General features: G+C 52.8%; 13 protein-coding genes. 4 read left to right on the top strand and 9 right to left on the bottom strand.

Annotated elements, in window-relative coordinates; genetic code table 11:
* Positions 1 to 13: 13 nt before the first annotated feature.
* Positions 14 to 1,942, bottom strand: coding sequence for a methyl-accepting chemotaxis protein (locus K5Y30_RS06865; RefSeq protein ID WP_222210761.1), 1,929 nt, complete (start codon positions 1,940 to 1,942; stop codon positions 14 to 16).
* 125 nt (positions 1,943 to 2,067) lie between these two features.
* Positions 2,068 to 2,895: a Cof-type HAD-IIB family hydrolase gene (locus tag K5Y30_RS06870; protein WP_222210762.1), complete on the bottom strand. Its 828-nt coding sequence runs from the start codon at positions 2,893 to 2,895 to the stop codon at positions 2,068 to 2,070.
* Positions 2,896 to 3,044: 149 nt separating this feature from the next.
* On the opposite strand from K5Y30_RS06870, the gene K5Y30_RS06875 reads away from it, so the two are divergent.
* Entirely contained in the window at positions 3,045 to 5,222 is a 2,178-nt protein-coding gene (locus tag K5Y30_RS06875; protein WP_222210763.1) for a hypothetical protein, read from the top strand.
* Between the two features lie 58 nt (positions 5,223 to 5,280).
* On the opposite strand, the gene K5Y30_RS06880 is transcribed toward K5Y30_RS06875, so the two are convergent.
* Positions 5,281 to 5,766: an RcnB family protein gene (locus K5Y30_RS06880; protein WP_222181612.1), complete on the bottom strand. Its 486-nt coding sequence runs from the start codon at positions 5,764 to 5,766 to the stop codon at positions 5,281 to 5,283.
* Positions 5,767 to 6,527: 761 nt separating this feature from the next.
* On the opposite strand from K5Y30_RS06880, the gene K5Y30_RS06885 reads away from it, so the two are divergent.
* Positions 6,528 to 7,040 carry a DUF523 domain-containing protein gene (locus tag K5Y30_RS06885; RefSeq protein WP_222210764.1) on the top strand — a complete coding sequence of 171 codons (513 nt, stop codon included), beginning with the start codon at positions 6,528 to 6,530 and terminating at the stop codon, positions 7,038 to 7,040.
* Here K5Y30_RS06885 and K5Y30_RS06890 read toward each other — a convergent pair.
* On the bottom strand, positions 6,992 to 7,231 hold the full coding sequence (locus K5Y30_RS06890) for a DUF1272 domain-containing protein (RefSeq protein WP_222210765.1): 240 nt from the start codon (positions 7,229 to 7,231) through the stop codon (positions 6,992 to 6,994). The genes K5Y30_RS06885 and K5Y30_RS06890 overlap by 49 nt on opposite strands.
* Before the next feature lie 204 nt (positions 7,232 to 7,435).
* Between K5Y30_RS06890 and K5Y30_RS06895 the strand changes: the two genes are divergently transcribed.
* Together K5Y30_RS06895 and K5Y30_RS06900 are read left to right on the top strand one after the other, a co-directional pair.
* Complete coding sequence (locus tag K5Y30_RS06895; protein WP_101763272.1) at positions 7,436 to 8,560, top strand: AI-2E family transporter; 1,125 nt, start codon at positions 7,436 to 7,438, stop codon at positions 8,558 to 8,560.
* Positions 8,561 to 8,671: 111 nt separating this feature from the next.
* Positions 8,672 to 9,352, top strand: coding sequence for an HAD family hydrolase (locus K5Y30_RS06900; protein WP_222181609.1), 681 nt, complete (start codon positions 8,672 to 8,674; stop codon positions 9,350 to 9,352).
* Between the two features lie 18 nt (positions 9,353 to 9,370).
* Here K5Y30_RS06900 and K5Y30_RS06905 read toward each other — a convergent pair whose 3' ends face one another.
* The 5 genes from K5Y30_RS06905 to K5Y30_RS06925 form a co-directional block, all read right to left on the bottom strand.
* Positions 9,371 to 10,612, bottom strand: coding sequence for a VWA domain-containing protein (locus K5Y30_RS06905; protein WP_222210766.1), 1,242 nt, complete (start codon positions 10,610 to 10,612; stop codon positions 9,371 to 9,373).
* Between the two features lie 82 nt (positions 10,613 to 10,694).
* A complete protein-coding gene (locus tag K5Y30_RS06910; protein WP_222210767.1) occupies positions 10,695 to 11,270 on the bottom strand; it encodes a TerD family protein in 576 nt (191 codons plus the stop codon).
* 57 nt (positions 11,271 to 11,327) lie between these two features.
* Positions 11,328 to 11,906, bottom strand: coding sequence for a TerD family protein (locus K5Y30_RS06915; protein ID WP_008103744.1), 579 nt, complete (start codon positions 11,904 to 11,906; stop codon positions 11,328 to 11,330).
* A gap of 50 nt (positions 11,907 to 11,956) precedes the next feature.
* Complete coding sequence (locus K5Y30_RS06920; protein WP_008103746.1) at positions 11,957 to 12,994, bottom strand: TerC/Alx family metal homeostasis membrane protein; 1,038 nt, start codon at positions 12,992 to 12,994, stop codon at positions 11,957 to 11,959.
* A 24-nt stretch (positions 12,995 to 13,018) separates the two neighbouring features.
* Entirely contained in the window at positions 13,019 to 13,474 is a 456-nt protein-coding gene (locus tag K5Y30_RS06925; protein WP_192236653.1) for a tellurite resistance TerB family protein, read from the bottom strand.
* Between the last annotated feature and the right edge of the window lie 8 nt (positions 13,475 to 13,482).

Below are 13,482 nucleotides of genomic sequence, written 5' to 3' on the forward strand. Positions count from 1 at the left end.
CGCTGCCCGATTTTTATTGCTCAGCCACTTTAAACATCGCCATCTCTTGCGCCAGCTGCGCCGCTTCATCACGCAGCGCCTGGGTATTTTCGGCGGTTTGCGTCACCAGCATCAGGTTTTGCTGAATACCGCGCTCCATTTGCGATACGGCCAGCGTCACTTCCGCGATACCTTTGCTCTGCTCATCACCGGCCACGCGCATCTCGCTGACTACCTGCTTCACTTTATGCACGTCGGAAACCAGTTGCGAAAGCTGCTGCCCCGCGCCTTCCACCAGTTTACTGCCGGCCAGCACGTTGCTGTCGGAATCGGCAATCAGCGCTTTGATCTCCTGCGCCGCCGTGGCGCTGCGCTGGGCTAAGGCCCGCACTTCAGATGCCACCACCGCAAAACCACGCCCTTGCTCACCAGCGCGTGCCGCTTCCACCGCCGCATTCAGGGCAAGGATGTTGGTTTGAAACGCGATGCTGTCGATCACCGTCAGAATCTCAGCCACGCGGCGCGACGAGGATTGAATAGCGCCCATGGTGCTCACCACTTCGCCCATCACTTCGCTGCTGCTGCGGGCAATCTGCGCGGTCTGTTCGGCGGCAGCATCGGCCAGTCGGGTATTTTCAGCATTTTGCTGCACGGTGGCGTTAAGCTGCTCCATCGCCGCCGCACTCTGCTCAAGCGCCGCAGCCTGCTCGGCGATTTTCTCCGACAGCGCGGTGTTGCTGTGCGCTAATCCCGATGCGTTGGCCGCCACCGTTTCGCCGCTGCCCTGCACGCGGGTAATCACGCCAGCGATCTTATCGACAAAGCTGTTGAACGCACCGGCGATATCCGCCAGCTCATCGCGCCCACTTTTGGTCAAACGGCGGGTCAAGTCGCCATCGCCATTGGCAATCTCATCCAGCGCCGCATGTGTAGCCTTCAGGCGCTGGCCGATGCGTTGGGTAAACGCCCAGGTTAACAGCAGCAGCACGATCATCGCCGGAATCAGGAAGGTGAAAATGTCGCGCATCATGGTACGTGCCAGGCCGCTAACTGCACTTTCCGGTGTTACGAGGCCAATCACCCAACCGGTGCCGGGCATGCGGAACAGCGTGACCTGCGCGCTGGTGTGCAAGTAGTCGTCATTGAAATCTGACAGCTGCAACACCTTGCCATCGCCTTTTAACTGAGCGATACGTGCGGCCAGCGGCGCCAGCCAGCTGGATTTTTCCGCCAGGCTGCTCAAGGTGGTGAGCGATTTCACATCCTGGCCTGGGTAATAGAGCAGATTGCCCGCGCTATCGAGCGCAAAGGCATAACCGCCCGTCACCTGCCCTTTCTGCTGCATAAAGTCTGCGAGATTATCCAGCTGCACATCCAGTGTCGCGACACCGGCAAAACGCTCGCCCGCCGCATACGGCACGCTGCAGGTCACCATTTTCACGCCGGATACCGGATCCTGATAAACCTCAGACCAGCCGCAACGATCGCGCGGTCCATTGCGCACCGCGCTGTACCAGCTTTCCTGTTGATAGCCGTTGCCCGCAGGCAGGTTGTAGTCATCGGAATAGGCCAGCGCGCCATCACTCTGTCGCGCCCAGAAGAAGCTGCGACGCTGCACTCCGGCGCTAAAGGCATCGGGTTCGGGCCACACGCCGCCACCGGCAATGGTTTTATTGCCGCTGCTATTGATGATTTGTGGGAAACTTTGCTGCCACAGCGTGGCATCGTGCGGCAACACTTCAGCAAGGCGCGCCATGCTGACGGCTTCGCCTTCAATGCGCACCAGCTGCTGATTTAATTGGCTGACCAGATTGCTACCGGCCTGCTCAATCAGCGTATGGCTGGCTTCGATGACGCGTGGTTGGCCGCGCAACAACAGAACGGAGAACACCACTGCGGTTGTGACGCACAGTAATAGCAGGCCACCCAGCGTCATGCGGGTAGCCAAACGGGTTGGCAACATAATTAATCCTTTCTAACCGACTGCATTTACGATTGAGATAAGAAGTGCCGCTCAGCGGCGAATTGTGCGTTCCGTCACAATCGAATATCGGCAAAGCAAAGAATAAATTCAGCTATAAATGACGATCAGATGACAAACGGCGGTTTGCCGGCCAGCATCTGCTCAATCACCTGTAAAACGCCCTCGTCGTTATTACTCGGCGCTTCAAAGCGGGCTGCATCTTTGACCTTCTGCGGTGCGTTCGCCATGGCAAAGCTGAAGCCAGACTGCTGCAGCATTTCGAGATCGTTACCGCCGTCGCCAAACACCAGAATTTCACTGCGTTCGATGCCCCAACGTTTGCCCAGCAGATCAAGGCCGTGGCCTTTATGGTTGCCTGGCACAATCAAATCCACCGATCCGTGACCGCTGGAGGTGGCGGCCGCCGCTCCCTGATGCAAACGCTCAATGTCCGCCATCAGCGGTTCCACGTAATCATCCGACAGATTCAGCGCGAACTTGAACAGCTTATCGCCCGCGACTTCATCGAGGCTGCGAATCGCCTTCAGCCGATGGCAGTAGTGACGCATTTTCACCAGCCACTTTTCATCGAGGCCTTCGAAGTAGTACGCGCTGTCGCGTCCGCACAGGATGTAGCGCAGTTCGGGATAATTACCGTTGTGCAGCGTATCCAGCACCGCATCAATATCCTGGCGGGAGAACTCGCCGCAGAATAACTCTTCATCACGATCGATAATCCACGCGCCGTTCTCCGCCACGAAGGCAATTTCGCTGGCGATCTCAGGGAAGAAGGATTTGAGTTGGTAATACTGGTTGCCGCTGGCTACCACAAACTTGATGCCGCGCTGCTTCATTTCCTGATAGCAGGCGTTAAAACGCGCGCGATTGTACTGTTTATTGTCGTCGAGAAAGGTGCCGTCTTTATCCACCGCCACCATTTTTACCGCTTTCATTGATGCTCCTTTTAGCATTGGAAATCATTTGTTGGGAGCTCAGCGCCCAGTAGATGGAATTGAGACAGTACTGCTAGAAAGTATTATCACATCAGGTAACAATCCTCTTTGCTTTATAGTTTAAACTATTGAAATAAGGGGTTTTTTACATGAAAAACACACGTTCAACTATGCATAATTCTATGGCTGGCAGTAGTTATTACATCGCCGAGTCGGCTAAGATGCAACCTCATGCCTGGCATCCACCGTTTATCGGCGTACCTGTTCAACCTATCATTGAAAAAATCCTGTCGGAAGAGCCCTTGAGAATGGAGGAGATTCCGCTTGAAGGCGGTTCATCCAGTAGCGGAAATCTCATTCTGACAGGCAGGGGACAACCTGGCTCAACGTTATTTATTTTTGATGGCGATAAATTTCTTGATGGCGTCTTTGTTAATAGTGTGGGTGAGTGGAGTTATAACCTGCACGCATTTGGACCGGGTCATCACCAGCTGAAAGTGATCGATGAAATATCGAAGGAAAGCTCAATTTCCGTGATTATCGATGTTCGTAATCCTGCCGCTGACACGCCGGTTACCCTTTCTTATGCTACTGACTATACGAATAATGATTTAGTGATGTTAAAGGACGGCGATACCATATCGAACAGCTCACCAAGATTCACTGGCTTGGCGAAAAAATTTGCCAATGTTTATATATTTGATAATGGCGAATTAATTGGCAGTGTTAAGGCTAATAAGATGGGCCAATGGTGGTTTAAGGCGGATTTAAAGGAGGGAGATCATAACTTTGGTTTTGGTTATTCTGCAGACACAATCAGTGCGTCATTCAATCTGCACATTGTGTGTGAGAATGAAGTAACGCCATTACCTGAACCCATCTTCGAAAAGATTCCGGATCTCGGCTTGGTGCCATTGCCGAAACCGATCCACGAACAGAATCCGGACTACGGCCTGGTACCGCTGCCGAAACCAATCCACGAACAGAATCCGGACTACGGCCTGGTGCCGCTGCCGAAACCAATTCACGAGCAGATTCCGGACTACGGCCTGGTGCCGCTGCCGAAACCGATCCACGAGCAGATTCCAGACTACGGCCTGGTGCCGCTGCCGAAACCGATCCACGAGCAGATTCCGGACTTCGGCCTGGTGCCGCTGCCGAAACCAATCCACGAGCAGATTCCGGACTACGGCTTGGTACCGCTGCCGAAACCAATCCACGAGCAGATTCCGGACTTCGGCCTGGTGCCGCTGCCGAAACCGATCCACGAGCAAATTCCGGACTACGGCCTGGTGCCATTGCCGAAACCGATCCACGAACAGAATCCGGACTACGGCCTGGTACCGCTGCCGAAACCGATCCACGAGCAGATTCCGGACTACGGCCTGGTGCCGCTGCCGAAACCGATCCACGAGCAGATTCCGGACTTCGGCCTGGTGCCATTGCCAAAACCGATTCGTGATGAAAGCCGCGATCTCACACCGTTACCTGAACCGATTCCTAATCCCGCGATTTCACCGGTTGCCCCTACGCTGGAACATATTCAGGAAAGCTGGGGGAATATTACCAATCTGGATATTCACCAGGGAGCAACAGTGCATGATCCCTATTTGAGACTTTCGGGCGAGGCAACCCCTTTCACCGTTGTTGAAATCTATGACAATGGAAAATTAATGACGACTGCCGTAGTGACTGATATTGGGAAATGGTTCATTCATGATCTTAAATTTGGTAATGGCGAGCACGCTCTCACTGTGAAAAGCTCAGACGGTACATCAGAGTCATTCAACTTTGTTGTTGATCATAAGTCAGTAGGTATTTCTGCGGTAAGTGATGCGTATTTTGATTTAGACCATTATGAAACTAACGGTGGAAACATCATTGGTAATGATTTGATCATCTTAGGATTTGGTACGCCTAATACGCAAGTTGAAGTCCTTGACGAACGCGGCCGCTCGCTCGGTCATGCGGGTATCAATGAGAGTGGACGATGGTATTTAAAAGCGCAAAAGTCACTCGCTGACGGAGAACATGTCCTGACTGTGCGCTCCAGCGATAAACACACCGACACCTTCAATATCACGATTGGTGAACCGTTAACCATTCAGGATGAGCCTTCTATGTACACCATTGATTCACTTGAATTATCGGCGACCGATCTCTTGAGCAATACACAACCTGCGCTACTCAATAACGAAGCTGAAGACTTGCCTGCAATCGCATCTCTGGAACATTCAGAGCTTATTCACAACGTTTCATCGATGGGCGGTGTGATGGCGTTTGTAGCGCAGGATAAACCAGAAGAATTGCAAACGTTCATCTATTGAACTCAGGCATGATCTCTCCATTGAAAAGGTGGCGCTCGCCACCTTTTTTTAGCAGCAATTAGTTGAAGGTGCCGTTGAGCAGAATCGCGGTGATGATGCCGGTTGCTGCGGCCACCAGCACGTAATTACCATCGATGTAAGCCCAATGTTCACCGCGCGGTGGCTCATACAGACCACGGTCGCGCCAGTCATCTACGCGATAGTGCGGACCACGAAACTCCGGCGGTGCCGGATAGCCGCGACGGAAATCATGGCCGCCCCAGGCGAAGCGATCGCCGCCACGATGTCCTTCCGGCATCCGATGGTCAGCGTAACGGTCGTGACGATCCGGGCCAGGGCCGCGATCGTGGTCACGGTCGTGATTATCACCGCGATTCGGTCCGCGGTCGCCGCCACGATCCGGTCCACGTCCGTGGTCCTGATGCTGGTCGCCGCCGTGCGACTGCCAGCGCTGGTCACCTGGGCCGTCTGCCCAAGAGACGCTGGAAAACAGTGTGCTGCATGCAATAAATGACGCAATAAGACTTAGTGTTGTTTTTTTCATGGTGTTGCCTCCAATGATAACGGCGGTTGCGGTGCCGTTGAGCATTACTATTTATTAAATGGAGACAGAAAAGCATTTCCAAAACTCTTAAAAACCGGATATTTACAGGAAATTACGTCAACTTATCACTTTCTTAACGATTGTGTATTTTCTGACATTAACTGGATCGAAGAGACGCATCAGCGTTTATTGCGGAGATTGCGGGAAATATAAAGAAAAACCCGATCGCAAGGATCGGGAGGATAATTCAATTTCCATAAATTGCATAAAGGGGTAAACCCTGCAAAAGTGAGGGTAAAACTGAAGCACACAACGCCACATCACTAGCATTGCCGGTAAACAATACCATTTAAAATTGAAAAATTCTTTTGAAAAGGGCTATTTTTCAGAAAAATACGCAAAAATTAATCGACCGAAGAAATAATATTTTGCGAAACGTTGTTTCAGGAAAAATAAGGTCTGTGCTCTGACCAGATTCACTATGACATAAATGCACCTGTCAAAAAGCAACATTAACGCTTTAATAAAAAAGTAAAATAACTTATAAAATCAATGAATTTACCTCATCTCTCGCTTTGCGAGCTGAATTTTACAATCTGACTTCAGTGTTATTCATCAATCGCTCGCCATTATTACGCTAAAATCCCTATCAGCCCCATTAATTCACTCCAGTGATTAATATCGCGCTTAATATATCCTCTGTTGCGCAACGCGTTAATACTGTGATCTCGACAGCGTCGTTATTTAAGGAAAACGTTTACATGGAAAGAATATTAGTCAGTGCCTGTCTGATGGGATACGCCGTGCGCTATAACGACAGCGATAAAGCGCTGATCTCAGACCTGCTGGCTCGCTGGCGCAGCGAGCAACGTCTAATCATCCATTGTCCCGAAATGGCTGCGGGCTTAAACACGCCACGATTACCCGCAGAAATTCACGGTGGCAGCGCAGAACAGGTATTATCTGGCGCGGCGCGTATTTTAGAATCGGATGGCCGCGATGTGACGCAGCATTACGTGCTGGCGGCGTGGTTAGCACTGCGCGCGGCGCAAGATGCGCACTGTCGCTTTGCCCTGCTCACCGACGGCAGTCCAACCTGCGGCAGCCAACGCATTTATGACGGCAGTTTTCGCGGTCAGCAGCAGCCCGGTCAGGGCGTCGCCGCGGCATTATTGCGCCAGCACGGCATTGAGGTGTTTGCCGAATCGCAGCTACCTGAGCTGATTCAGCGGGTCGCTGACGCCGATAAATGTCGTGTGGTCGATGCAGGATGACGCGCTAACGCCGCAGCAGGACGAATCGGTCGACGAACCAGTTCACCGCTGCAATTCAGGCAGCGCTGCGCCAGAGTACCTTCCGCGCACGCCACACAGAAAGTGCATTCAAACGAACAGATGCGCGCATCAAGCGACTCCGGCGGCAGATCTTTATCACAGCATTCGCAGTTAGGACGTAGTTCCAGCATGATTTCCTCCGGTGAGTTTCAGCCACCATCATCACCGTAATATTGCTGCCGCGCCAGCCAGTGAACAGACATCAGGCGGACAAATCGGGACATCCTATGTCTGCTCTCTTCACGAGCTTGAGCGAACCATCGATCCTAAAAACATTACTTTCCCCGTTAAGCGTTCTATAGTTCATTCGCCCTATCTACTGACGAGACTATGTAATGCGTATTAAAGGACTTAATTTAGGCTTCTTTATCGTTATTTTGGCGATCGTCACTTTCGCCTTTTTTGATGTGCTGACACCCTATTTTTCTGCCATTTTCTGGGCCGCGATTCTGGCGGTGATCTTCCATCCACTGAAGTCGCTGCTGCGCCGTAAAATGGGCGATCGCAACGGCCTGGCTTCGTTCGCTACGTTGCTGATTATCTGCCTGATGGTGTTCACGCCGCTGGCGCTGATCACCTCTTCAATGGTGGTTGAAGTTAACACCGTCTACACCAAGCTGCAGAACAACTCCGCGCAGTTCCCTGCGGTGTTTGCCGATCTGCTGCAGCATCTGCCTTCCTGGGCACGCAACTATCTCGCCGATAACAACCTGAACAACGCGCAGGAGATTCAGCAGAAGCTCTCTGGCTTTGCGCTGAAAGGCGGCCAGTACATGGCGGGCAGCGTGTTCCTGATCGGTAAAGGGACGTTCACCTTTACCGTTGGCTTTGGCGTGATGCTCTATCTGCTGTTCTTCCTGTTGAAAGATGGCGCCTGGCTGGTGAATTTGATTCTGGAAGCGCTGCCGCTTTCAACCTACGTGAAACATCACCTGCTGATGAAGTTCGCAGCGGTATCGCGCGCCACGGTCAAAGGCACGGTGGTGGTTGCGGTGGTACAAGGTGTGCTGGGCGGCATCGCCTTCTGGATCACCGGCATTGATGGCAGCTTGCTGTGGGGCACCTTGATGGCTTTCCTGTCACTGATTCCGGCGGTCGGTTCCGCGATTGTCTGGGTACCGGCAACCATCTTCTTCTTCGCCACCAGCGCCATCTGGAAAGCGCTGTTCCTGATTGGCTTCTTCGTGGTGGTGGTTGGCTTGGTGGATAATATTCTGCGTCCGCTGCTGGTCGGTAAAGACACCAAAATGCCGGACTATCTGATCCTGATCTCCACGCTGGGCGGCATGGAAGTGTACGGCATCAACGGCTTTGTCATTGGTCCGCTGATCGCCGCGCTGTTTATTGCCTGCTGGAATCTGCTTTCTGGTCGCGATAACCGTGAGAACTCCGAAGAGATCGACGAAGAGTTTATCGAAGAGGGTAAAACCCGCGAGGAAGAGGGCAAAATCCGCGAGTAAGCGTTTCAAACGGCTGCCGTTTATCGGTAGCCGCATTCACGCATGAGAATATCGGCCAGCCATTTGCTATCATCGTGGCATTGATTACGGCTTGCGACAAAAGAGAACAACATGTCCATGGAATCCTCCTTAGCGCGTGAAAATCAGGTTCTGTCAGTCTTCGATTTTGACGGCACGCTGACCATTCACGACAGCTTCATCCCCTTTCTGCGCTTCAGCTTTGGCAAACGCACGTTCGCACGCAAAATTGCCAAACTGGCATTCCCAACGCTGCGCTGCATGCGGAAAAAGCTAACGCGTGATGAGCTAAAAGAAGTGTTGATTCACACCTTTTTAACCGGCGTTGAGGAGCAATGGATTCGCCAGCAGGCGCAACTTTTCTGCGCGGCAAACTGGAATAAGCTGATGCGCCCCGCCGGGCTATTGGCGGTTGCCGCCGAAGTGAACTCCAGCGCCGAAGTGACCATCTGTTCCGCCTCGCCAGCGATGGTGTTAGAACCGTTCGCCGAGCGTCTGGGCATCAATCTGATCGGTACCCAATTAGAAGTCGTTGATGGCATTCTTACTGGAAAAATTACCGGTCATAACTGCCGCTGCGGGCAAAAGGTCAAACGACTGGAAAGCGTTTACGGCCCGCTGCATAACTATCACCTGCGCGCCTGGGGCGATACACGCGGTGATTTTGAGTTACTGGCCGCCGCGCAGGATCCACACTGGCGTCATTTCCATCCAACGTGGAAAAAACGCCGCGTGCCAATGGAAAAACTGCGCATGCTGCGTCTGGATCCCTAGCCGCACAATTCGGGCTGATCAGTAAATCCGGTCAGCCTTTGCCGCATCCAGCCACGGCTTAAACTCCTCCAGCAGCAGATCATATAAACGATCTTCCGCCAGGCTGGCAAAGTTGTCGATGGCGAAGAAATGGGTATTGTCGATGCGGCGATCGTTGAAGTTATCCAAATCCTGCAAAATGCCATAATTACTGCCGCCGAGGCCGACAAACTTCCAGAAGATGGGATAGTTAGCCGAGCGGCGAATCGCCTCTTTGATGGCGCGGGTTTTGCTGATGCCGCCGTCGGTAATGAAAACCACGTACACCGGCAGATCGCTGTGCCTAAAGGTATCAATCAGCTCTTCCATGACCGGCGGTTCATTATTAGTGCCGCCTAGCCCAGGTAAAATCTCCCACGCCGATTTCTTGCCGCCACGCTGGATGCTGGCGATGTAGCCATCGAGATTATCCAGGGTTACATCGGGATATTTCGCGTGCTGCTGGCCGAAGCCCCAGACATCCATCGAACCGTCATCATCAAACTGCGCCGCCAGCACCGCAATGCGATCTAATACGGCCTGCACGTTGCCCTTACTAAACTGCCCTTTCATCGAACCCGAAGCATCCAGTACAAATGCCACCTTCGCTTTCACCGTTTGTAGCTGGTATTTGCTCAGGCTAACGCTGGCGTTTTTCGCCAGGCTCACTAATCGTGGCGCTTTCTGTTGCAGCTTTTTCTCCAGGCTCACCACCGTTGGCGCGGCTGGTTGAGTATCGGGCTGGGCGATATCCACGCCATAATGACGCGCCAGTGGTTCGAGCCCGCCGTTAAATCCCTGTCCCAGCGCGCGCAGTTTCCAGCCGCCATTGTGACGATAAACCTCGGCCAGAATCAGCGCCTTCTCACCACGCCCGAACGTTTCCGGGCTGAACTGGGCAATATTTTCGGCGGTTATGGTCAGGCTGTTGAGTGCATTAATCGCCTCATCGCCGTCAATCACTAAGGTGACGGCAATTTTACTGACGCTGGCGGCAATCTTAGTCAGATCCAGATTGATGGTGCAGCCTTGCGGCGTGCTCTGCATAACCACGCTGCGATTAGCGGTTGCGGGCTGATTGAAGAAGATGAAATCGGCATCGCCACTCACTTTGCCAGCGGCATTGAGCAGGAAAACGCTGGTATCCACATCGCCGCGCAACATGGGTGAAGCAGCATAGTGCAGGCGCAACGTTAGTTCAGTGGTGTTCAGCGGCAGGTTCTGGCCCGGTTGTAACATCATACTTTTAACCTCCTGTTAGGATGCGTCCTTTAGATATTAAAAAGCCCCGGACCAGCCGGGGCTTTGTAAGCAATGCTTTAAATCAGACGCTCACGCCGTGCTGCGAAGCCAGCGCTGACAGGCCGCCTGCGAAGCCCTGACCAACGGCTTTGAATTTCCACTCGGTACCGTTGCGATACAGCTCACCGAACACCATCGCGGTTTCGGTAGAAGCATCTTCAGACAGGTCGAAACGGGCGATTTCAGCGCCGTTGTCATTGTTGAAGATACGCATGAAGCTGTTGCTCACCATGCCGAAGTTCTGCTTACGCGCTTCTGCATCATAAATGGTCACTGCGAAGACCAGCTTCTTCACCTCAGCCGGTACTTTAGACAGGGTAATTTTAACCTGCTCGTCATCGCCATCGCCGGCACCGGTGCGGTTATCGCCCTGATGCTCAACGGAACCACAAGCGCTCTGCTTGTTGTTGAAGAAGATGAAGCTGGCATCGCTCAGCACTTTACCGTCGTCACCGACCATAAACACTGACGCGTCGAGGTCGAAATCCTGACCATCTGTTACACGTGCATCCCAACCCAGACCCGCCATGGCAACATTCATGGTTGGTGCTTCTTTAGTCAGGGAAACGTTACCGCCTTTTACCAGAGAAACTGCCATTTTAAAGCTCCTGCTTTTAATTGGATGATGCGGGCAGCGCGAAGCTGCCCGTGATAATTAAGACGCGTTGATACCGTACTGAGCACATACCGAAGCGAGGCCGCCGGCATAACCCTGGCCTACCGCGCGGAATTTCCACTCGGCACCGTTACGGTACAGCTCACCAAACAGCATCGCGGTTTCGGTGGAGGCATCTTCGGTCAAATCGTAACGTGCCACTTCACTGCGGTCGTCATCGTTCACCAGGCGGATAAACGCGCCGGAAACCTGGCCAAAGCTCTGACGACGGGTCTGCGCATCGTGGATGGTGACCACAAACACAATCTTGTCGACGTCAGCCGGAATCAAATCCAGTTTGATTTTAAGCGATTCATCATCGCCATCGCCTGCACCAGTACGGTTGTCACCGGTGTGGGAAACGGAACCGTCTGAAGAGACCAGATTGTTGTAGAAAATAAAGTCAGCATCGCCGCGGACTTTGCCGCTGGCGGACAGCAAGAACGCTGACGCATCAAGGTCAAAGTCCTGACCATCGGTGGAACGTGCATCCCAGCCAAGGCCAACGAGGACGTTTTTCATGGTTGGTGCCGCTTTGCTCAGCGAAACGTTACCGCCTTTAGAAAGAGAAACGCTCATTGTAATTACCTCTTGGTTAATGATTTTTCAGACTCATTGCTGGCAGAAGATCAGCTCTCTTCTTTTTCCTCGGGCTTACCGGGGAACATCACGCTGAGCACGATACCGACCGCTAACACGCCGAGTACCACAAACAGGCTGGCGCTAGCAGAGATGCTGTAGCCGTGATGCCAGATATGATCGGTAGCATTCAGACCCAGTTTCACCGCGATGAAGAACAGCAGCACGATGACGGCTTTCTCGAGGTGAACCAGATACTGCTTCAATGCTTCAAGTACGAAGTACAGTGTACGCAAGCCGAGGATGGCGAACATCATGGCGCTATAAACGATCAGCGGTTCACGGCTTACTGCGATAATCGCCGGCACGGAGTCAAAGGCGAACATCACGTCAGAGAGTTCAACCACCGCCACACACAGCATCAACGGCGTGGCATACAGTGCCGCTTTCTTGCCGCGACCAATCGCTACGTCTTTGTTTTCTGGCTTCTGCAGCTCTTCATCAACTTCCTTCTGATTCAGCAGGAAGGCGTTACCGCGCATTTTTGGCCAGATTGGGAAGAAGCGCTTCACCATGCGATAAGCAAGGTGCTGCGAGTAATCTTCGATCTCGTCGCTGTCATCGCCGCTTTTCAGCATCATCACCGCCGTCCACGCGACGATCAGCGCAAACACGATTTCGACATACGGACCAAGGCTCAGCAAGCCGGTACCGATCGCCACGAAGATGCCACGGAAAACGATGGCACCGATGATGCCCCAGTAGAGCACGCGGTGACGATAGCGGTCCGGAACGGCAAACCACGAGAAGATCGCCATCATCACGAACAGGTTATCGACGGAGAGTACTTTCTCCAGCGCATAACCGGTCACGAACAGGCTGGCAACTTCAGCGCCGTGATGGATATAGAGGAAGCCGGCGAAACCCATCGCCACCGCCACCCAGAACACTGACCACAGCGCCGCGCTTTTCAGCGAAATCGGCTTGTCGCCGCGGTGCATGAACAGGTCGATAAAAATAGCGCCCACCGACAGCGCGATGAAAACCGCGACTGTTTCAGTTGGGAAGCCAATGTGCGTAGACACCATGATGAACCCTTAAAAGATAAAAAATTACAGACCAAATATTGCTGGATCAAAGCCCAAAGCGACGGCGATTTCGCGCACCGCTTTCTGCTCGTCAGCATCAAAATCACCATCACTCTTACCGACAGCAATACCTACGCGGATCGCCAACTGTGCGGCTTCCGGCTGATCTTTCAACGCCATGATGTGCTTCATGGTTTCGCCCTTGCCGATTTCCAGATCGAAATCAAAGCTGCTCACCAGCTTGTTGAAGAACTCAATCACTTCGTTGGTATCAAAGACTTTCAACTCTTCGGAGGCGCGCAGAAAACCGATCATCTTCTGCTTCTCTTCCGCGCTCACGCCGCCGTCTGCCACCGCAATGCGTGCGCACACCGCGACGGTGCCTTGCATAAATTTCTTGTTCTTAAAGCGGCTAACCTGTTTGGTTAATTCATCGCGGCCGGAATTAAATGCCCCTTTGACCTTGTTGAAAAAGCTCATAGTGAATC

The organism is Pantoea sp. DY-5 (assembly GCF_019795955.1).
In the GTDB taxonomy this organism is placed as follows: Bacteria; Pseudomonadota; Gammaproteobacteria; order Enterobacterales; family Enterobacteriaceae; genus Pantoea; species Pantoea leporis.